The sequence below is a fragment of the Citrobacter sp. Cpo045 genome (genome assembly GCF_030332875.1).
GTDB classification, from domain to species: domain Bacteria; phylum Pseudomonadota; class Gammaproteobacteria; order Enterobacterales; family Enterobacteriaceae; genus Citrobacter; species Citrobacter portucalensis.
Genome location: NZ_JAOWGZ010000086.1, coordinates 413,579 through 434,669, shown reverse-complemented (window position 1 = coordinate 434,669; position 21,091 = coordinate 413,579). Strand labels below are relative to the sequence as shown.

Genomic DNA, 21,091 nt, shown 5'->3' with positions numbered 1-21,091 from the left:
AAAAATCGGCCCAGATCCGCGAAATTTTAATCAACGAGTCAGCTTGGGAAGACATGACCTGCTTATTCGCACCTTCCCTAATACTCTTGGGATTGAATTCTGGATTTAAACAAAGTTTGCCCGGTGACGTCATGTGACGATGCTTACTATTGCTGGTTAGTATAGCTACACCGCGCAACTGTTTGCATGGTAACTATTTTGAGAGGTGAATAGAGAAAAATCTGATAATAGGCACTCTGCTAACAACAAAATATAACTTAATTTTTAGGGCTCAAACAGGGCCAATGAAATGAAAATAAGGGTACAGGCGCAAGAAGAATTAGATACAGTAACAATGCGTTGAAATCAAACAACTTTATTTATCATTTTTCGAAACCTACCATAATTGGTATTTGGAAACTCAATCAAATACGTGCGTGAATAATTGTGTATTACTCTACCTGTTAATATATTTACCAACCTTGCGTACTATTGACAATATCAACCACAATCAATTATTTCCCCTTACAATATGCAAGCCTATTTGCATTACAAGCAACTGATAGAAGCATAATTTTTTGCACTTACCTTCCCCTCAGACTTTCAGGTAATCTGGGCAAAGACGCCAATGGGAGCCGGTCAATGAAAATCGTTAACGCAGAAGAAAAGCACATCCTCGCCATACGCGATATCTATGCACATCATGTTCTTCACGGTACCGGCAGCTTTGAAACCGACCCGCCGGATGCACACGAGATGCTTGCTCGTCTGGAAAAAATCCGCAGCCTCGGGCTGCCGTGGGTCGTCGCTCTGCAGGAAGATAAGGTCATCGGGTATTGCTACCTCACCCGCTACCGCGAGCGCTATGCCTACCGCTATACCCTTGAGGATTCGATTTATATTGCTCCAACGGCTCAGCGTCAGGGTGTAGGAAAAGCCTTACCGCGTCATGTGATTGGCTGGGCTGAAGCACAGGGTTATCGGCAACTGATTGCCATCGTCGGCGACAGCAATAATCAGGGATCGTTAAAAGTCCATCAGCAGGCCGGATTTACGCAAATCGGCACACTGAAAAACATTGGCTTCAAACATGGGCTATGGCTCGACACGGTATTGCTACAACGTAATCTGGGTGAAGGTAACGGCACGCTACCACCGGATTCCGGTGTCGCTATCTAACGTTTTTAAGGATTAACTACAGGGAGAGAATTTTGGAGCGGGCGAAGGGAATCGAACCCTCGTATAGAGCTTGGGAAGCTCTCGTTCTACCATTGAACTACGCCCGCATCGAAGTGCGTAAGGGATTATAAACCTTACGCTCTTCTTGGCAAGGGACTAACCGACTGACTGGCGATTAAATCACCGTCAGCATTTTGGCTTACTGCCCTGCGGCGGCAAATAACGCAGCGGATCGATAGCCGTCGCCCGGTAGCGGATTTGGAAATGCAGCCGCACCGTAGTCGCATCCGAGCTGCCCATCGTTGCGATTTTCTGCCCGGCCTTCACGTTTTGACCGTTGTTCACCAGCATGGTGTCATTATGCGCATACGCAGTGATGTAGTCCTCACTGTGCTTAATCATGATGAGATTACCATAGCCCCGCAGCTGATTACCGACGTAAACCACCTTCCCGGCGCCGGCGGCATAAATCGGTGTACCGCGCGCAGCCGAGATATCAATGCCCTTGTTGCCGCCGTCCGCGGTTGAATAAGGCAGGATCACCTTACCGCTGGCAGGCCACAGCCAGCAACGTTGCCCTACCGGAGGCCAGGAAGACTGCGGTACGGACGAAGACGGTCTGACCGCTGCCGTTTTGGTTGAGGATTTCTTGGTTGTTTTGCCAGAGTTAGAACTGGTTTTCGCGCCACCGCTGACCTTCAGTTTTTGCCCTACTTCAATGGTATAGGGCGGTGAAATATTATTCAGGCGTGCGATTTCTTTCACGCTGGTCCCGGTAGCGCGCGAAATACGGTATAGCGTATCCCCCCGCTTCACGGTATACACGGAGCCGGAATAACTTCCTGTATCAGACGACTTGCTCCCGGAACACCCTGCTAACAGCAGACCGACGCACAGCAACATCACGATACCCAGGCCATTTTTCTTCAGGCGTCCTGCACTCAAAACAATACCTCGCAACATTTTCAGACGCTTTATCATAGCAGCCAGAAACCGGATGCCAAATCATATCGCGCAACGAACCGTCGGCCCTGGCATTTCACACCCTCTGTTAATCAATCTGACTTAATTAAGCATATAATATGGATGCTTAAGATTGATGGTGGACGCTATGCGACAGGAACATGTCATTTTATTGAATGAGCAGGACCAACCCTGCGGAACGCTGGAAAAATATGCGGCGCATACCGCCACAACCCCCCTGCATTCCGCTTTCTCGTGCTGGATATTTAACGAGCAGGGCCAACTGCTGGTCACCCGCCGCTCGCTGCACAAAAAAGCCTGGCCTGGCGTCTGGACCAACTCTGTCTGCGGTCACCCGCAGCTGGGTGAAACCCACGAAGCCGCTATTGTTCGCCGGGCTCGCTTCGAACTGGGTGCAGACATCGACTTGCTCAGCCCTGTATACGATGACTTTCGTTATCGCGCTACAGACCCGAGTGGAATAGTTGAAAACGAAGTGTGCCCGGTTTATGCCGCACATATCGTGAGTCCGCTACAGCTAAACCCAGATGAAGTGATGGATTGCCAGTGGAGCAGTCTTGAGGATGTCTTAAGCGGGATTGACGCGACGCCGTGGGCTTTTAGCCCGTGGATGGTAATGCAGGTTGCAGACAAAGAAGCGCGTGCGCTGTTGCGGAATTACTGCCAACAAATTATTGCCTGATGGCGCTACGCTTATCTGGCCTACATAACGAATCGTAGGCCGGATAAGGCGTCAGCCGCCATCCGGCATTTCACATCTTACTTAACCGGGCGCATCGCCGGGAACAGGATCACGTCGCGGATGGTATGGCTGTTGGTGAACAGCATAACCATACGGTCGATACCAATGCCCAGACCCGCAGTCGGCGGCAGACCGTGTTCCAGAGCGGTAACGTAGTCTTCGTCATAGAACATTGCTTCGTCATCACCCGCATCTTTAGCGTTAACCTGATCCTGGAAACGCTGCGCCTGATCTTCCGCATCGTTCAGCTCGCTGAAACCGTTACCGATTTCACGTCCGCCGATGAAGAATTCGAAGCGGTCAGTGATTTCCGGGTTTTCGTCATTACGACGCGCCAGCGGAGAAACTTCTGCCGGGTACTCGGTAATGAAGGTCGGTTGAATCAGGTGCGCTTCCGCAACTTCTTCAAAGATCTCGGTCACGATACGGCCCAGACCCCAGCTCTTCTCAACTTTGATGCCGATAGATTCAGCAATCGCTTTTGCAGAGTCGAAGTTATCCAGATCGGCCATGTTGGTTTCCGGACGGTATTTCTGAATCGCTTCGCGCATGGTCAGTTTTTCGAACGGCTTACCGAAGTCGAAGACTTCTTCACCATAAGGCACTTCAGTCGTTCCCAGAACGTTCTGCGCCAGCGTACGGAACAGCGATTCGGTCAGTTCGATCAGATCTTTGTAGTCCGCATAAGCCATGTAGAGTTCCATCATGGTGAACTCTGGGTTATGGCGAACAGAGATGCCTTCGTTACGGAAGTTACGGTTAATTTCGAACACGCGTTCGAAGCCGCCAACCACCAGACGCTTGAGGTACAGTTCCGGCGCAATACGCAGGTACATATCCAGATCCAGCGCGTTATGATGGGTGATGAACGGACGCGCAGCGGCACCGCCAGGGATCACCTGCATCATCGGGGTTTCCACTTCCATAAAGCCGCGACCCACCATGAACTGACGGATGCCAGCCATAATTTGTGAACGCACTTTAAAGGTATTGCGGGATTCATCGTTAGAGATGAGATCCAGGTAACGTTGACGATAGCGCGCTTCCTGATCCTGCAGACCGTGGAATTTGTCCGGCAGCGGGCGCAGCGCTTTGGTCAGCAGACGCAGTTCGGTGCAGTGAATAGACAACTCACCGGTCTTGGTCTTGAACAACTTACCTTTCGCGCCGAGGATATCGCCCAGATCCCATTTTTTGAACTGCTCGTTGTAGACGCCTTCCGGCAGGTCATCGCGAGCAACGTACAGCTGAATACGGCCGCCAACGTCCTGCAGCGTAACGAATGATGCTTTACCCATAATACGACGGGTCATCATACGGCCAGCAACGGATACCTCAATGTTCAGCGCTTCCAGCTCTTCGTTTTCTTTCGCGTCGAAGTCAGCATGCAGTTGGTCTGAGGTATGATCGCGACGGAAATCGTTCGGGAACGGGATCCCCTGCTCACGCAGGCTCGCCAGCTTCTCACGGCGCGTTTTCAGTTCATTGTTAAGGTCGGCTACCGCGTCAGCGCCCTGTACGTGTTGTTCAGACATGTTGGTTCCTCATAACCCTGCTTTCAAACTTGCTTCGATAAATTGATCCAGGCTGCCATCCAGCACCGCCTGCGTGTTACGGGTTTCAACCCCGGTACGCAGATCTTTGATGCGGGAGTCATCAAGGACATAAGAACGAATCTGGCTACCCCAGCCGATATCTGACTTGTTGTCTTCCATCGCCTGTTTCTCGGCATTCTTCTTCTGCATTTCCAGTTCATAAAGCTTCGCTTTCATCTGCTTCATGGCCTGGTCTTTGTTCTTGTGCTGGGAACGGTCGTTCTGACACTGCGTCACAATCCCAGTCGGGATGTGGGTAATACGCACCGCAGATTCCGTACGGTTAACGTGCTGACCACCCGCACCGGAGGCACGGTAAACGTCAATACGCAGATCCGCCGGGTTGATATCGATATCAATATCATCATCAACTTCCGGATAAACAAACGCAGAACTGAACGACGTATGGCGACGCCCGCCGGAGTCGAACGGACTCTTACGAACCAGACGGTGTACGCCGGTTTCAGTACGCAGCCAACCGTACGCATATTCGCCAGCAATTCTGATGGTTACGGATTTAATACCCGCCACTTCACCTTCAGACTCTTCAATAATTTCAGTCTTAAAGCCGCGCGCTTCAGCCCAACGCAGATACATGCGCATCAGCATGCTTGCCCAGTCCTGCGCTTCCGTACCGCCAGAACCTGCCTGAATATCGAGATAGCAATCTGCGCTGTCATATTCACCGGAGAACATACGACGGAATTCCAGCTGGGCCAGTTTATCTTCCAGCGTGTCGAGTTCTGCTACGGCTTCGTTAAAGGTTTCTTCGTCGTCGGCTTCTACAGCCAGTTCCAGCAGGCCGGAGACATCTTCCAGGCCCTGGCTCATCTGATCGAGCGTATCAACGATGGCTTCAAGAGAAGAACGCTCTTTACCCAGCGCCTGCGCGCGTTCGGGTTCGTTCCATACGTCCGGCTGTTCCAGCTCGGCGTTTACTTCTTCCAGACGCTCTTTCTTGGCATCATAGTCAAAGATACCCCCTAAGAACGTCAGAGCGCTCCGTGAGGTCCTGAATGCGGTTATTTACCGGATTAATTTCAAACATTGTCTGATTTCTTTTATTGGACTAGTCAAAATGCGGTGATAAGAGCGGGATTGTACCGGATCCCGACTCAATTTTATACACACTAAATTCGTCAGAGTGGCCAGATATTGTCGATTATAATCTGCAAACTACGGTTGCCGCGAAACTCGTTAATATCCAGTTTGTAGGCAAGCTGAACTTCGCGCACGCCGTTGTCCGGCCAGCAGGTGGTATCGACGTTAAACGCAATACCGTCCAGCAGTGGGCCGCCGCCAACAGGCTCGACCATCACCTTCAGATGACGCTCACCGACCAGACGCTGCTGGAGCAAACGGAAATGCCCGTCAAACAGCGGTTCCGGGAACATTTGTCCCCACGGTCCGGCATCACGCAGCATTTGTGCGACCTCCATGGTCATCTCCGACGCGTTCAGTGGGCCATCCGACACCACTTCACCTTGCAGTAAGGCGGGATCCAACCACTCGGTTACCAGTTCGCCAAAACGCTGCTGGAAACGCTCAAACTGCGCCTCTTCAAGCGATAAGCCCGCAGCCATGGCGTGACCGCCAAACTTGAGGATCATGCCCGGATAAAGGGTGTCCAGGCGCTCCAGCGCATCGCGCATGTGCAGCCCCTGAATCGAACGCCCGGAGCCTTTAAGAGTACCGTCACCTGCCGGGGCAAACGCTATCACCGGGCGATGGAATCGCTCTTTAATACGCGATGCCAGAATCCCCACAACGCCCTGATGCCACTCGGGATGATACATTGCCAGGCCGCCCGGAAGCGTATCGCTACTGCGTTCCAGCTTTTCACACAGGGTAAGTGCTTCGGCCTGCATACCCTGCTCAATTTCTTTGCGTGTCTGGTTGAGTGCGTCCAGCTCATTGGCCAGCACGCGCGCTTCACCAATGTTGTCGCACAGCAACAGCGCTACGCCAACGGACATATCGTCCAGACGCCCCGCCGCATTCAGCCGTGGCCCGAGGGCAAAACCTAAATCACTGGCTGCCAGCTTTAGGGGGTCGCGATTGGAAATCTCCAGCAGCGCTTTGATACCAGGGCGGCATTTTCCAGCACGGATACGGCTTAAGCCTTGCCACGTCAGAATGCGGTTATTGGCATCCAGCGGTACCACGTCCGCCACCGTGCCAAGCGCAACCAGATCGAGCAAATCCGCCAGGTTCGGCGGTGCAATGCCTCGCTCATCAAACCAGCCTTTATCACGCAGGAAAGTGCGCAGCGCCAGCATCAGATAGAAGGCTACACCAACGCCTGCCAGCGATTTCGACGGGAACTCACAGTCGTGCAGGTTAGGATTGATGATCGCCTCTGCGCCCGGCAGCGTATCCCCTGGCAGGTGGTGATCGGTCACAACGACCGGGATCCCCAACGTTCTGGCATGTTCGACACCCGCGTGAGACGAGATGCCGTTGTCTACGGTGACAATCAGCTGAGCACCACGGGCATGGGCCTGATCAACGACTTCCGGGCTTAAACCATAACCGTCCTCAAAACGATTTGGCACCAGGTAGTCAACGTTACTGCAGCCCAACGCGCGCATCGCCAGGATGCTTAGCGCCGTGCTGGTCGCGCCATCGGCATCGAAATCGCCGACAACAATGATGCGAGTTCCCGCACGAAAGGCGTTGTAGAGAATCTCAACCGCCTTTTCGACACCGTTTAAATGCTGCCAAGGCAGCATTCCTTTGACGCTACGCTCAAGCTCCTGCGCGCTACGTACACCACGGCTGGCGTATAAACGGCGCAGCAGCGGCGGTAAGTCGGCAGGTAGCTCGGCTGTCTCGTCGGCTTCACGCCGACGAAGTTGTATCTGTTGTTTCACGCGAATTATTTACCGCTGGTCTGTTTTGCATGTGCGTCGAGGAATTCTTTCATCTCTTTCGGGCCCTGATAACCAGGTACGACATAGCCATTGCTCAGCACAATCGCCGGTGTACCGCTGACGCCAAACTGTACGCCCAGCGCATAGTGGTTAGCGATATCCACATCACAGGTCGCCGCTTTCACGCCCTTGCCAGTCATCGCGTCGTCAAAGGCTTTGTTTTTGTCCTTAGCACACCAGATAGACTTCATGTCTTGCTCAGCCTGGCTGTCCAGCCCCTGACGAGGGAAGGCCAGATAACGTACGGTGATCCCCAACGCATTGTAATCTTTCATCTCTTCATGCAGCTTGTGGCAGTAACCACAAGTGATGTCGGTGAAAACGGTAATGACGTGTTTTTCCTGCGGCGCTTTGTAGATGATCATCTCTTTTTCCAGCGCGTTCAGATGCTTCATCAGCAGTTGGTTGGTGACATTCACCGGACTTGCGCCGCTCACGTCGTACATCGGTCCCTGGATAATATGTTTACCGTCTTCGGTAACGTACAGCACGCCGCTATTGGTCAGTACGGTTTTCATGCCCGTAACCGGAGCAGGTTGAATCTCGGTGCTCTGCACACCCAGCTTTGCTAATGACTGACGAATTGCCGCGTCGTCTGCATGTACCATGCCGGAAAACGCCGTCGCCAGCAGGGTGAACATCATAAAACGTTTTTTCATAGCCTATCCTATCCTGTCAGCACTCACGCTCGCGGGTGATGCTGTTGATGTAGTTGCCGCAAGCGCTCCGTTGCGACATGAGTATAAATCTGCGTTGTCGAGAGATCGCTATGCCCCAGTAGCATCTGCACCACGCGCAGGTCTGCGCCATGGTTGAGCAGATGCGTGGCAAACGCGTGCCGCAGGACGTGCGGTGACAGCTTTTCGCTGTCGATTCCCGCCAACACAGCATAGTGTTTGATACGATGCCAGAAGGTCTGACGGGTCATCTGTTGCGCCCGCTGACTAGGAAACAGCACATCAATCGATACGCCGTTGAGCAACCATGGACGCCCGTGCTCCAGATACGTTTCCAGCCAGTACACTGCCTCCTCACCCAACGGGACAAGGCGCTCTTTGTTACCTTTACCGATCACCCGTACTACACCCTGACGCAGGCTGACGTCACTCATCGTCAGTCCTACCAGTTCAGACACGCGCAGGCCTGTTGCATACAGCACTTCCAGCATGGCTTTGTCGCGTAGCTCCAGCGGTTGCTCAATAAGCGGCGCTTGTAGCAGCCGCTCAACCTGCGCTTCGCTGAGATCTTTAGGCAGGCGCTGCGGAAGTTTAGGTGATGCAAGCGAGGCGCTGGGGTCATCTTCGCGATATTTTTCGCGGTACAGATGCTGAAAAAAACGTCGCGTCGCACTGAGCAAACGTGCGGAACTGGTGGCTTTATACCCTCCATCCATCCGCTCAGCCAGCAAGGCTTGCAGATCATCACTTTGCGCGGTCGCAAGCGAAGCGCCGCGGTGATGTAACCATTCCACAAGCATGGTCAGATCGCGACGATACGCACTTAATGTGTTTTCCGCCAGATTTCGTTCCAGCCACAGGGCATCAAGAAACTGCTCGATGCGCGCCAGATCCTGTTCCACTCGCGCCCCTTATTCCACTCTCATTTTTGATGCATTATGCCTCATTGTGCCGTGAATGCGGCGATTCTGTTACACTACCCGCAACGCTACAGCAGAATTGAGATGTTTACGTCATGAACATGGGTCTTTTTTACGGTTCCAGCACCTGCTACACCGAAATGGCAGCAGAAAAAATCCGCGATATCCTGGGTCCCGAACTGGTGACACTGCACAACCTCAAAGACGATTCCCCGACCCTAATGGAGCAATATGACGTGCTCATTTTGGGCATCCCAACCTGGGATTTCGGTGAAATTCAGGAGGACTGGGAAGCGGTCTGGGAGCAACTGGACGACCTCAACCTGGAAGGCAAGATTGTCGCACTTTACGGTATGGGCGATCAGTTGGGATACGGCGAATGGTTCCTGGATGCGTTGGGTATGCTGCACGATAAACTGATCACCAAAGGTGTAAAGTTTGTCGGCTACTGGCCCACCGAAGGCTACGAATTCACCAGCGATAAACCCGTCATTGCTGATGGACAACTGTTTGTTGGCCTGGCGCTGGATGAGACAAACCAGTACGATCTCAGCGATGAACGCATTCAGGCCTGGTGCGAGCAAATTCTTGGGGAAATGGCCGAGCACTGGTCCTGATAACCGATTTGCCGGATGACGGCGTAAATGCGTTATCCGGCCTGCATGACGCACCTAACTGTAGGCCTTCAAGCTGCGCGCCATCAGGCATGTGTCATGCGTTACCCTTGCTTCGCCTTTTGCAGCATCAACCGCCGTAAATCCCGCCACTCTGCATCATCCATACTGTCTGCAGCCAGCCACAAATGTTGACGTTTTCCGGCATCAGATCGCAAACGCAGCATCATGCCTGTTTTAACCATCCAGGGGGCGTTAACGATAGACCACTCTTGCCCTTGCCAGCGCAGACGGCCATCCATCAATAGCCGAATCTCACCCTGACAGGCGTTGATTCGACGCTGACTGCGAACGCTATCGAACACCACCAGAGAGAGTAAAACCAGCCATAATGGGGTGTAGCTCAATGGCCAGGGCATCAATAAAATAAACACCGCGACCAGCCCATGAATTAGCAGTGAAAGCCACTGCGCGCGCCATGATACGCGTAAATCAGATTGCCACTGGACCACGTTCCCGATTCCGTGTCTGGATAAGTCGCACCATCTGTTCCAGCTGCTCATCAGCTGGTTTCCCATGATTCATCAACCAGTTAAATAAATCTGGATCATCACATTCTAGCAGACGGATAAAGATACGTTTTTCTTCGTCACTTAAGCTGTCATATTCATGTTCGAAAAACGGCATGATCGAGATGTCCAGCTCGCGCATACCGCGGCGGCATGCCCAATGAATACGTGCTTTGTTGTTAATATCCATGTTCTTCTCCCTGTCTCGCGAAAACGAAGTATCCCGCTATTGTAACGTGTTTTTCCCGCTCTTTTTACGGGAATATCAGTAAACTGAAGCTCGCTCGCTAAATAAAACCTTATTAAGCCAAAGGATTCACCAATTTTGGATGTCTCCTCGCAAAGCACAATATATGGCACAAATAGCCTGTTTAAACCGCTTGCAATGGGCCATAGCTCTTTTACCATTAGTCATCATCACTGCGTTAAGCAAATCAGGACATTATTATGGCTTTTACATCTTTTCCTCCTCGCCAGCCTTTTGCGTCAACGCGTTTACCTCTGACGCTAATGACGCTCGATGACTGGGCGCTCGCCACCATCACCGGTGTCGACAGTGAGAAGTATATTCAGGGTCAGGTCACGGCGGATGTCAGCCAGATGACCGAGCATCAGCACCTGTTGGCTGCACATTGTGACGCCAAAGGTAAAATGTGGAGCAACCTGCGTCTGTTCCGCCAGGGTGACGGTTTTGCATGGCTTGAGCGCCGTAGCCTGCGTGATGCGCAGCTCACTGAGCTGAAAAAATACGCGGTCTTCTCGAAGGTGGCGATCGCCCCAGACGACGAGCGCGTCCTGCTGGGCGTAGCGGGATTCCAGGCACGTGCAGCGCTGGCCAATCTCTTTAGCGAATTACCGAACAGTGATAAGCAGGTCATTACCGAAGGTGCCTCCACGGTATTGTGGTTCGAACACCCTGCCGAACGTTTTCTGCTGATCGTTGATGCTACCACAGCAGAAACCTTGGTTGAAAAGCTGCGTGGCGAAGCAGAGTTAAATAACAGCCAGCAGTGGCTGGCGCTGGATATCGAAGCGGGTATCCCCGTTATTGATACAGCCAACAGTGCACAGTTTATTCCACAGGCTACCAATCTGCAGGCTCTGGGCGGGATCAGCTTTAAAAAAGGCTGCTACACCGGTCAGGAAATGGTGGCTCGTGCAAAATTCCGCGGAGCCAACAAACGCGCCATGTGGACTTTGGCGGGGGCCGCCGGTCGAGTACCGGAAGCTGGCGAAGACCTTGAATTAAAAATGGGCGAGAACTGGCGTCGTACTGGTACCGTACTTGCTGCAGTACAACTGGCCGATGGTCAGGTACTGGTGCAGGTTGTGATGAATAACGACATGGAGGCCGACAGCGTGTTCCGCGTTCGTGACGACGCAAAAACGCTGCGTATCGTACCGCTGCCATATTCGTTAGACGAAGAGTAATTGGTAGGCCTGATAAGTGCAGCGCCATCAGGGAATTCGGCACAGGCCGCCGAATTGCGGCATTGCCTCGTCCGGCCAACAAAATACAGCCCGGGCGAGGCGTTTACGCCGCCCCCGGGGTTGCACTGAATCTATGCGTGTTGCCCCACGTACAGATAGATCGCCAGGAAGTGGCAAACGCTGCCGCCCAGCACAAAACCGTGCCAGATCGCATGGTTATAAGGAATACGCTTACAGACGTAGAAAATTACGCCCAGCGAATACACTACACCGCCAACAGCCAGCAACGTCACGCCTCCCGTCGCCAACTTCACCGCCAGTTGATACACCACAATCAGCGAAAGCCAGCCCATTGTCAGGTAAGTCACCAGCGACAGAATTTTAAACCGGTGTGCGATGGTCAGTTTGAATAAAATACCGATCAGCGCCAGGCTCCAGATAACAATCATAAGTCCACGTGCCAGCGGCGAATCAAGCCCCACCAGCAGAAATGGCGTGTAGGTCCCGGCAATCAGCAGATAAATCGCACAGTGGTCGAACTTTTTCAGCCAGACTTTCGCTCTCTGATGGGGGATCGCGTGATACAAGGTTGAGGCGAGGAACAGCAGGATCATGCTGCCGCCGTACAGGCTATAGCTGGTAATCGCCATAGCGCTGGCATTGGTATCCACTGCCTGAACCAGCAACAACACCAGTCCGACAATCCCAAACACCAGCCCGATACCGTGACTGATGCTGTTGGCTATTTCCTCTGCCAGCGAATATCCCTGCGCGATTAATGGCTTCTGAACCATAACTTACTCCCGAGAAACGAACCCTATCGTGATTGCTCCTCTAGCGTAACTGAGAATGGTTCCAGTGAACACCTGTTAGCTAAAATAATTACCAGATAAATATTTACCATTAAAAATCATGGTGTTAGTTTTTAAATTTCAGCTAACATGCGTACCATTAAAATCAAAGACATTTAAAATCAATCACATAAAATTGCGTCTGATCCGGGTAAATCTCGGCAATGACATGTTTAAGTTCTTCAAGCGTCATATTTTCCTGCTGGGCATGTTTATCCGTCAGCGTATCCAGCGTGACGGTTGAGGTGCCAACAACCTCAATCGTGCAGAAGTAACCGTCATCTTCGAAGCGCCCAACCCGTAAAATGTCCCCGGCTTTGAAGTGTGATTCAGACTCGTCACGAATAGTGATGGTCTTGCGTCCGGCCAGAATGTCATCCTGGAAACGCTGAAAAAAAGTGATGTCATTTGGCTGCATGTTATTATTCCCTGTAGATGAAGTCTGATGAGTGAGTTTTGCCATTGTGAGTATGTTCTCCCACGCTGCCATCGCCAGTCTCAACAATCTTGAGATGCTGGTCTACAACTATGTCATCAAAAACCGTGACAAAGTCATGTACATGACCATTCGCGAACTGGCCGATGCCGTGGGTGTTTCCACTACCACCGTACTGCGCTTTTGCCGCAAGCTTAAGTGTGAAGGTTACTCAGAATTTCGCGTGCGCTTCAAATTATATTTAGAGCAGAATGAACCGCAACAGGCTAATTTCGGTGCCAGCGAAATTATCAGCTTCTTTAAAGGCGTTAATAATGATGAGTTCGATAACCTGCTCGATCAGGCTGTTGATATTATATTATCTTCCGAACGTATTATATTCGTCGGAGCGGGAACATCCGGAGCCTTAGCCAAATATGGCGCACGTTTTTTCTCAAACGTTGGAAAATTCAGTAATCACATTGATGATCCTTATTTCCCGGTAACGAATGACATGGCCAGAAACGCGCTGGCGATCGTGCTTTCCGTTTCCGGTGAAACAGAAGAGATCCTGCGTTTTGCCAGCCAGTTCAGCCTGCATAACTGTAGGGTCCTGTCTGTCACCAGTCATGAACATTCGCGGCTGGCCAAATTGGCTGACTTTAATCTCTCCTGGCACGTTCCACAGACGCGCATTGCCGGGGTATACGATATAACCACACAGATCCCTGTTATTTATATTCTGGAGTCACTCGGCCGCAAGCTGGCGAAAAGAATAGCGTAAAAAAACAATCTGTTTTTTGGATGTAACAAATCACATTAGCGCTATTTTGTTATATCGTGACATTTATCTTTCCTTTGTTAGACTCAAAATCAGATTGTATTAATTTGAGACTGAGCGCAGATGAAAAAACTTACCTTACCAAAAGATTTTTTATGGGGCGGCGCGGTTGCGGCGCACCAGGTTGAAGGCGGCTGGAACAAAGGTGGCAAAGGCCCCAGTATTTGCGATGTACTGACCGGTGGTGCGCACGGCGTTCCGCGAGAAATCACTCAGGAAGTTGTGCCCGGTAAGTACTACCCCAACCACGAAGCCGTCGATTTTTACGGTCATTACAAAGAAGACATTAAGCTGTTTGCCGAGATGGGCTTCAAATGCTTCCGTACCTCAATCGCCTGGACGCGTATCTTCCCCAAAGGGGATGAAAGCCAGCCGAATGAAGAAGGGCTAAAGTTCTACGACGACATGTTCGATGAACTGCTGAAGTACAACATCGAACCGGTCATCACCCTTTCCCACTTTGAAATGCCGCTGCACCTGGTTCAACAATACGGTAGCTGGACCAATCGTAAAGTCGTCGATTTCTTTGTCCGATTTGCTGAAGTCGTTTTTGAGCGCTACAAGCACAAGGTCAAATACTGGATGACCTTTAACGAGATCAACAACCAGCGCAACTGGCGCGCACCGCTGTTTGGTTATTGCTGCTCCGGCGTGGTGTATACCGAGCATGAAAACCCGGAAGAAACCATGTACCAGGTGCTGCATCACCAGTTCGTGGCCAGCGCTCTGGCAGTGAAAGCCGCACGCCGCATCAACCCGGAAATGAAAGTCGGCTGCATGCTGGCGATGGTGCCGCTGTACCCGTTCTCCTGTAAGCCTGAAGATGTGATGTTCGCGCAGGAATCGATGCGTGAGCGCTACGTTTTCACCGACGTTCAACTGCGCGGCTACTATCCATCATATGTACTGAACGAGTGGGAACGCCGCGAATTCAACATCCGAATGGAAGCCGGAGATGAGCAAATCCTGCGTGAAGGCACCTGTGACTATCTCGGATTCAGTTACTACATGACCAACGCGGTAAAAGCGGAAGGCGGCAGCGGCGATGCCATTTCTGGTTTTGAGGGCAGCGTACCGAACCCGCACGTAAAAGCGTCCGACTGGGGCTGGCAGATTGATCCGGTCGGTCTGCGTTACGCCTTATGTGAACTGTATGAGCGCTATCAGAAACCGCTATTTATCGTAGAAAACGGATTTGGTGCCTACGACAAAGTGGAAGAAGACGGCAGCATCAACGACGACTATCGCATCGACTATTTGCGCGCCCACGTTGAAGAGATGATGAAAGCGGTAACCTATGATGGCGTAGACCTGATGGGCTACACGCCGTGGGGCTGCATCGACTGTGTCTCGTTCACCACCGGTCAGTACAGCAAACGTTACGGCTTTATCTACGTGAACAAACACGACGACGGCACCGGCGATATGTCGCGTTCACGCAAGAAAAGTTTTAACTGGTACAAAGAGGTGATTGCCAGCAACGGCGAGAAACTTTGATTTTTTGCCGGATGGCGGCGTAAACGCCTTATCCAGCCTACATATTAAATTCCCGTAGGCCGGATAAGCATAGCGCCATCCGGCGATTAAATCCTACTTCCCGCCAGCCAGCTCCAGAAAACTGCCCGTTACGTACGACGCCTTCTCGCTAAGCAGCCAGGTAATCGCCTGCGCGACCTCCTCCGGTTGTCCTCCGCGCTGCATAGGCAACATCGATTTCACGCGATCGACCCTTCCCGGCTCGCCGCCTGAAGCGTGCATTTCAGTGTAGATAAGACCAGGTCGCACGCAGTTTACGCGGATCCCTTGCGCCGCAACCTCCAGCGCAAGGCCGGTGGTGAGCGTGTCCACCGCGCCTTTTGAGGCCGCGTAATCAACATATTCGAATGGCGCACCAAGCCGCGATGCCGCCGAAGAGACATTCACAATCGCCCCGCCTGGCCCTCCGTGTTTGAACGACATGCGCTTTACCGCTTCCCGACAACACAAAAAATAGCCGGTAACATTGGTCGCCAGCACGCGGTTAATTCTTTCGGCGGTTAGGCTTTCCACCGTGCTCTGTTCAAACAAAATCCCGGCATTATTCACTAACGCAGTCAGTGGTTCACCTTCACGGTCAATAGATTCAAACATTGCCACAACCTGGCTTTCATCGCTGATATCAGCCCGTAGAGCAAACGCCTTTCCCCCGGCAGCGACAATAGTATTCACCACCTCCGTTGCCGCACGGATATTGTGATGAAAGTTAACCGCAACCGTGTAACCCTCTTGCGCTAACTGCAGCGCGGTTGCCCGCCCGATGCCGCGACTGCCGCCAGTAACCAGTGCGATTCCCATGGATACCTCCAGATATGAAAAAGCCGGGAGGCGACTTCGCCTTACCCGGCCTACAAAAGCTTTACTGCGCGGAAAAGTTACTGATATTCGCTCATCGGCACGCAGGAGCAGAACAGGTTACGGTCACCGTAAACATCATCAAGGCGTTTCACGGTCGGCCAGTATTTGTTCGCCACACCAGCCGGGAAGACGGCGATTTCGCGGCTATAACCGTGATTCCACTCCGCGACCAGCTCGTTTTGCGTGTGCGGTGAGTTAACCAGCGGGTTATCTTCCAGTGACCATTCACCGGCTTTCACGCGATCGATTTCAGCGCGGATTGCCAGCATCGCATTGATAAAGCGATCAAGTTCCACTTTGCTTTCAGATTCAGTCGGTTCAACCATCAGGGTACCCGCGACCGGGAATGACATAGTCGGCGCATGGAAACCGTAATCGATCAGACGCTTGGCAATATCCAGTTCGCTGATGCCGGTCTCTTCTTTCAGTGGGCGAATATCGAGAATGCATTCATGCGCCACGCGACCGTCGCGACCGGTATACAGTACCGGATAAGCATCTTTCAGACGGCTGGCAATGTAGTTAGCGTTAAGTATAGCCACCTGGCTTGCCTGCTTCAGACCTTCTGCACCCATCATACGGATGTACATCCAGCTGATTGGCAGAATGGATGCGCTACCGAACGGCGCCGCTGAAACTGCGCCCTGACGGGTGAGCATTCCTTCAATCTGCACTACGCTGTGACCCGGTACGAACGGTGCCAGATGTGATTTGACGCCGATCGGTCCCATACCTGGGCCGCCGCCGCCGTGCGGAATGCAGAATGTTTTATGCAGGTTGAGGTGCGAGACATCTGCGCCGATAAAGCCCGGCGTGGTGATCCCAACCTGAGCGTTCATGTTCGCGCCATCAAGGTAAACCTGACCGCCAAACTGGTGTACAACGTCGCACACTTCACGGATCGTTTCTTCATACACGCCGTGAGTAGACGGATAGGTCACCATGATGCAGGAGAGATTCGCAGCATGTTGTTCTGCTTTTGCTCGCAGATTGTCCAGGTCGATGTTGCCGTTCTTATCACACGCGACAACCACAACCTGCATCCCCGCCATCTGTGCGGATGCTGGGTTGGTACCGTGGGCAGAAGCCGGGATCAGACAGATATCGCGGTGGCCTTCGTTACGGCTTTCGTGATAGTGACGAATCGCCAGCAGACCCGCATATTCGCCCTGCGCGCCGGAGTTCGGCTGCATGCAGACGGCGTCATACCCGGTCAGTTTTACCAGCCACTCGGAAAGCTGGCCGATCATCTGGTGATAACCTTCTGCCTGCTCTGGCGGGCAGAACGGGTGAAGTTCAGCGAATTCCGGCCAGGTGATAGGGATCATCTCGGCGGCAGCGTTCAGCTTCATGGTGCAAGAACCCAGCGGGATCATTGCCTGGTTCAGCGCCAGATCTTTGCGCTCCAGCGAGTGCATGTAGCGCATCATCTCGGTTTCACTGTGATAGCGATTAAACACCGGATGGCTGAGGATCGCATCGTCACGCAGCATGCTGTCCTGAATGGAACGGCTGTCGAGCGCCACATCTTTATCCAGCGTATCGATATTCAAACCGTGGCTGTCGCCCAGCAGAACATTGAACAACTGCACCACGTTTTCACGGGTGGTGGTTTCATCGAGCGTAATACCTACCGCGTTATGGATATCGCTACGCAGGTTGATTTCTGCCGCTTCGGCACGCGCCAGAACAGCCGCTTTGTCGGCCACTTCAACACACAGAGTGTCGAAGTAGTGCGCATGGCGCAGCTTCAGCCCTTTCTGCTGCAGACCGGCCGCCAGAATATCAGTCAGGCGGTGGATGCGATTAGCGATACGTTTCAGGCCAACCGGACCATGATAAACGGCATACAGGCTGGCGATGTTGGCCAGCAGAACCTGCGAGGTACAAATGTTGGAGTTCGCTTTCTCACGGCGGATATGCTGCTCGCGAGTCTGCATCGCCATGCGCAGTGCGGTATTGCCCTCCGCATCTTTCGATACGCCGATAATACGGCCTGGCATGGAGCGTTTGAATTCGTCTTTAGCGGCGAAGAATGCCGCGTGTGGGCCGCCGTAACCCATCGGTACGCCGAAGCGTTGCGCAGAGCCGAAAACAATATCCGCGCCCTGTTTGCCCGGTGCAGTCAGCAGTACCAGCGCCATAAAGTCGGCAGCGACACTGACCACAACTTTACGGGATTTCAGCTCGGCAATCAGTTTGCTGTAGTCATGCACTTCACCGGTGGTGCCAACCTGCTGCAACAGCACGCCAAACACATCCTGGTGATCCAGCGCTTTCGCCGCGTCATCAACAATGACGTCAAAGCCAAAGGTTTCTGCACGGGTGCGAACCACGTCCAGCGTTTGCGGGTGAACATCAGCCGCCACAAAGAAACGGTTGGCATTTTTCAGTTTGCTGACACGTTTGGCCATCGCCATGGCTTCAGCAGCCGCAGTGGCTTCATCCAGCAGAGAAGCGGAAGCCATATCCAGCCCCGTCAGGTCCAGTGTGACCTGTTGGAAGTTCAGCAGAGCTTCCAGTCGTCCCTGGGAGACTTCCGGCTGATACGGCGTATATGCGGTGTACCAACCTGGGTTTTCCAGCATGTTACGCAGAATAACCGGTGGCAACTGCACGGCGGTGTAGCCCATGCCAATGTAGGACGTGAAGCGCTTGTTACGCCCGGCGATGGCTTTTAATTCAGCCAGCGCAGCGTATTCGGTCGCCGCCTCGCCCACCTGTGGCGGGGTTGCGAGCTGAATGTCTTTCGGCACAATCTGGCCGATCAGCGCGTTTAACGACTCGGCGCCAACCGCATTCAGCATCTCTTGCTGCTGCGCGGCGTCCGGTCCGATGTGGCGTTCAATGAAAGCGCCGCTGTTTTCAAGCTGGCTTAACGTCTGTGTCATGGGCGATGGTTCCTGAAACGTGCAGTGAATCGTGATTGTCTCTAACTCAATTGCCCGGTGGCGCTGACGCTTACCGGGCCTACATAAAACCGTAGGCCGGATAAACGCAGTGCCATCCGGCACAATCTTATTCGTCTTCCAGTAATGCCTCGTACGCAGTGGCATCCAACAGCGATTCAATTTCGCTTTCATCGCTGGCTTTGATTTTGAAAATCCAGCCGCCCGCATACGGTTCGCTGTTGACCAGTTCCGGGGAGTCGCTGAGCGCATCGTTAACCGCAACAATCTCACCGCCTACTGGCGCATAGATATCGGATGCCGCTTTTACGGACTCCGCAACGGCGCAATCATCGCCCGCGCTGACGGTGGCGCCAACTTCTGGCAGGTCAACGAAAACCATGTCACCTAACAGCTCCTGAGCGTGTTCGGTGATACCAACGGTGTAAGAGCCGTCAGCTTCTTTGCGCAGCCATTCGTGTTCTTTGCTGTATTTCAGTTCTGCAGGTACGTTGCTCATCAATCAATCTCCAAAAAAGGATGAATTACGCGACGGCTTTGCCGTTACGCACAAAAACAGGTTTAGTCACTTTTACCGGCATTTCACGGTTACGGATCTGTACGATCGCAGTCTCACCGATACCCGCAGGCACGCGCGCCAACGCGATGCTGTAACCCAGGGTTGGGGAGAATGTGCCACTGGTGATAATGCCTTCATGCTGGTTGCCAGAAGCATCGGTGAAACGCACCGGCAGTTCATTACGCAGCACGCCCTTCTCAGTCATCACCAGCCCGACCAGCTGTTCGTGGCCTTTTTCGCGCTGCATTTCCAGTGCTTCACGACCAATAAAGTCGCGGTCGGCAGGTTCCCACGCAATGGTCCAACCCATATTGGCTTCCAGCGGAGAAATCCCTTCGTCCATCTCCTGACCATACAGGTTCATACCCGCTTCCAGACGCAGGGTGTCACGCGCGCCGAGACCACAAGGTTTGACACCAGCCTGTACCAGCGCACGCCAGAAATCAGCCGCTTTTTCATTCGGCATGGCGATTTCATAGCCTGCTTCGCCGGTATAACCGGTGGTTGCGATAAACAAATCACCCGCCTGAACGCCAAAGAACGGCTTCATACCTTCTACCGCATGGCGCTGTTCGTCAGTAAACAACGTGGCTGCTTTTTCCTGCGCGTTTGGCCCCTGCACCGCAATCAGCGACAGGTCGTCACGAACGGTGATGTCGATGGCGTAAGGTTCAGCGTGTTGGGTAATCCAGGATAGGTCTTTTTCGCGGGTGGCGGAGTTTACAACGAGGCGGAAGAAATCTTCAGTGAAGTAGTAGACAATCAGGTCATCTATCACGCCGCCCGAAGCGTTGAGCATCCCGGAGTAGAGGGCTTTACCCGTCTTCGTTAGCTTCGCGACGTCGTTTGCCAGCAGATAACGCAAGAACTCCCGGGTGCGGCTACCGCGCAGGTCGACGATGGTCATATGCGACACATCAAACATTCCGGCGTCGGTGCGAACAGCATGGTGTTCATCGAGCTGAGAACCGTAATGCAGTGGCATCATCCAGCCATGGAAATCGACCATGCGCGCGCCACATAGCGTGTGTTGTTCGTACAAAGGAGTCTGTTGAGCCATCTTTTCCTCGTTGAATAAGCGGGGCTACCAACTCTTTCGCGGTGAAATTTTCGCCACGAAACCCAGCACCGCAGCCGCTCCAGGGGCTACGACGCAAACGTTCTCTTTGTCCTGAACTTACCACCGAAACAGACGCTAAACCATAAGTCAAAATTAACCATCACATTAGCTTATGGCGAAAAACAGCCAGATCACTAACAGAATAAAACTCCATACATATAGCAATCAATCAGAACAACAAACAAAGATAAGCGCAAAATTACAGCATCAATCCACATTAAATGTGGAAAAAATGTCAAAAATGGCGTTATGAAAAAAACGTAATATTAGAAAAACTAATGCGAAAAAAGGCGTGGAATTAGATTATTTCAAATGAGAGAAGCACCCCGGCGCGAAGGCCGGGAGAGGAAAGTGTGACGGGTCTCAAACTCTTAAGATT

Annotated in this window: 20 protein-coding genes and 1 tRNA gene; 6 read left to right on the top strand and 15 right to left on the bottom strand. The window is 52.5% G+C overall.

The window, feature by feature from the left end; translation table 11 throughout:
* Positions 1–621 precede the first annotated feature (621 nt).
* Complete coding sequence (locus OGY13_RS08645; RefSeq protein WP_213752657.1) at positions 622–1,158, top strand: GNAT family N-acetyltransferase; 537 nt, start codon at positions 622–624, stop codon at positions 1,156–1,158.
* A gap of 33 nt (positions 1,159–1,191) precedes the next feature.
* On the opposite strand, the gene OGY13_RS08640 is transcribed toward OGY13_RS08645, so the two are convergent.
* Positions 1,192–1,265: transfer RNA gene (locus OGY13_RS08640), tRNA-Gly, on the bottom strand.
* Between the two features lie 79 nt (positions 1,266–1,344).
* Positions 1,345–2,103, bottom strand: coding sequence for an amidase activator ActS (gene actS / locus OGY13_RS08635; RefSeq protein ID WP_020996306.1), 759 nt, complete (start codon positions 2,101–2,103; stop codon positions 1,345–1,347).
* Positions 2,104–2,269: 166 nt separating this feature from the next.
* On the opposite strand from actS, the gene idi reads away from it, so the two are divergent.
* On the top strand, positions 2,270–2,824 hold the full coding sequence (gene idi / locus OGY13_RS08630; protein ID WP_008785737.1) for an isopentenyl-diphosphate Delta-isomerase: 555 nt from the start codon (positions 2,270–2,272) through the stop codon (positions 2,822–2,824).
* Between the two features lie 77 nt (positions 2,825–2,901).
* On the opposite strand, the gene lysS is transcribed toward idi, so the two are convergent.
* From lysS to xerD, 5 genes are all read right to left on the bottom strand, one after another.
* On the bottom strand, positions 2,902–4,419 hold the full coding sequence (gene lysS, locus OGY13_RS08625; RefSeq protein WP_005123357.1) for a lysine--tRNA ligase: 1,518 nt from the start codon (positions 4,417–4,419) through the stop codon (positions 2,902–2,904).
* Positions 4,420–4,428: 9 nt separating this feature from the next.
* Positions 4,429–5,527, bottom strand: a protein-coding gene (gene prfB, locus OGY13_RS08620; RefSeq protein ID WP_100194817.1) for a peptide chain release factor 2 whose coding sequence is annotated in 2 segments (ribosomal slippage) — positions 4,429–5,451 and positions 5,453–5,527 — 1,098 coding nt in all. Because the reading frame shifts where the segments join, the coding sequence is not laid out codon by codon here.
* Between the two features lie 91 nt (positions 5,528–5,618).
* Positions 5,619–7,352, bottom strand: a complete 1,734-nt coding sequence (gene recJ, locus OGY13_RS08615) for a single-stranded-DNA-specific exonuclease RecJ (RefSeq protein WP_103284745.1) — start codon at positions 7,350–7,352, stop codon at positions 5,619–5,621.
* A 5-nt stretch (positions 7,353–7,357) separates the two neighbouring features.
* Complete coding sequence (gene dsbC / locus OGY13_RS08610) at positions 7,358–8,071, bottom strand: bifunctional protein-disulfide isomerase/oxidoreductase DsbC (protein WP_213752656.1); 714 nt, start codon at positions 8,069–8,071, stop codon at positions 7,358–7,360.
* A gap of 23 nt (positions 8,072–8,094) precedes the next feature.
* Positions 8,095–8,991: a site-specific tyrosine recombinase XerD gene (gene xerD, locus OGY13_RS08605; protein WP_003825519.1), complete on the bottom strand. Its 897-nt coding sequence runs from the start codon at positions 8,989–8,991 to the stop codon at positions 8,095–8,097.
* Between the two features lie 113 nt (positions 8,992–9,104).
* Between xerD and fldB the strand changes: the two genes are divergently transcribed.
* Positions 9,105–9,626 (top strand): flavodoxin FldB, encoded by a 522-nt coding sequence (fldB, locus tag OGY13_RS08600; protein ID WP_003026933.1) that lies wholly within the window; start codon positions 9,105–9,107, stop codon positions 9,624–9,626.
* A 101-nt stretch (positions 9,627–9,727) separates the two neighbouring features.
* Here fldB and OGY13_RS08595 read toward each other — a convergent pair whose 3' ends face one another.
* Together OGY13_RS08595 and sdhE are read right to left on the bottom strand one after the other, a co-directional pair.
* Positions 9,728–10,135, bottom strand: a complete 408-nt coding sequence (locus OGY13_RS08595; protein ID WP_213752655.1) for a protein YgfX — start codon at positions 10,133–10,135, stop codon at positions 9,728–9,730.
* Positions 10,116–10,382, bottom strand: coding sequence for an FAD assembly factor SdhE (sdhE, locus tag OGY13_RS08590; protein WP_003825514.1), 267 nt, complete (start codon positions 10,380–10,382; stop codon positions 10,116–10,118). Before sdhE ends, OGY13_RS08595 begins: the two co-directional genes overlap by 20 nt.
* Positions 10,383–10,639: 257 nt before the next feature.
* On the opposite strand from sdhE, the gene ygfZ reads away from it, so the two are divergent.
* Positions 10,640–11,623 (top strand): tRNA-modifying protein YgfZ, encoded by a 984-nt coding sequence (gene ygfZ, locus OGY13_RS08585; RefSeq protein WP_008785741.1) that lies wholly within the window; start codon positions 10,640–10,642, stop codon positions 11,621–11,623.
* Between the two features lie 131 nt (positions 11,624–11,754).
* Here the strand turns inward: ygfZ and trhA are convergent, their stop codons facing one another.
* Together trhA and yqfB are read right to left on the bottom strand one after the other, a co-directional pair.
* Positions 11,755–12,417, bottom strand: a complete 663-nt coding sequence (gene trhA / locus OGY13_RS08580) for a PAQR family membrane homeostasis protein TrhA (RefSeq protein WP_060683277.1) — start codon at positions 12,415–12,417, stop codon at positions 11,755–11,757.
* A 163-nt stretch (positions 12,418–12,580) separates the two neighbouring features.
* On the bottom strand, positions 12,581–12,892 hold the full coding sequence (gene yqfB / locus OGY13_RS08575; protein ID WP_048225466.1) for a N(4)-acetylcytidine aminohydrolase: 312 nt from the start codon (positions 12,890–12,892) through the stop codon (positions 12,581–12,583).
* A gap of 52 nt (positions 12,893–12,944) precedes the next feature.
* Between yqfB and OGY13_RS08570 the strand changes: the two genes are divergently transcribed.
* Entirely contained in the window at positions 12,945–13,673 is a 729-nt protein-coding gene (locus OGY13_RS08570) for a MurR/RpiR family transcriptional regulator (RefSeq protein ID WP_071445579.1), read from the top strand.
* 120 nt (positions 13,674–13,793) lie between these two features.
* A complete protein-coding gene (gene bglA / locus OGY13_RS08565; protein ID WP_103284743.1) occupies positions 13,794–15,227 on the top strand; it encodes a 6-phospho-beta-glucosidase BglA in 1,434 nt (477 codons plus the stop codon).
* Positions 15,228–15,320: 93 nt separating this feature from the next.
* On the opposite strand, the gene OGY13_RS08560 is transcribed toward bglA, so the two are convergent.
* From OGY13_RS08560 to gcvT, 4 genes are all read right to left on the bottom strand, one after another.
* Positions 15,321–16,064 (bottom strand): SDR family oxidoreductase, encoded by a 744-nt coding sequence (locus OGY13_RS08560; protein WP_149334914.1) that lies wholly within the window; start codon positions 16,062–16,064, stop codon positions 15,321–15,323.
* A 77-nt stretch (positions 16,065–16,141) separates the two neighbouring features.
* Positions 16,142–19,015: an aminomethyl-transferring glycine dehydrogenase gene (gene gcvP / locus OGY13_RS08555; RefSeq protein ID WP_286637600.1), complete on the bottom strand. Its 2,874-nt coding sequence runs from the start codon at positions 19,013–19,015 to the stop codon at positions 16,142–16,144.
* 127 nt (positions 19,016–19,142) lie between these two features.
* The gene (gene gcvH, locus OGY13_RS08550; RefSeq protein WP_003026965.1) at positions 19,143–19,532 is read right to left on the bottom strand and encodes a glycine cleavage system protein GcvH; all 390 of its coding nucleotides are present in this window, start codon (positions 19,530–19,532) and stop codon (positions 19,143–19,145) included.
* Between the two features lie 25 nt (positions 19,533–19,557).
* Positions 19,558–20,652, bottom strand: a complete 1,095-nt coding sequence (gene gcvT / locus OGY13_RS08545; protein ID WP_048215585.1) for a glycine cleavage system aminomethyltransferase GcvT — start codon at positions 20,650–20,652, stop codon at positions 19,558–19,560.
* Between the last annotated feature and the right edge of the window lie 439 nt (positions 20,653–21,091).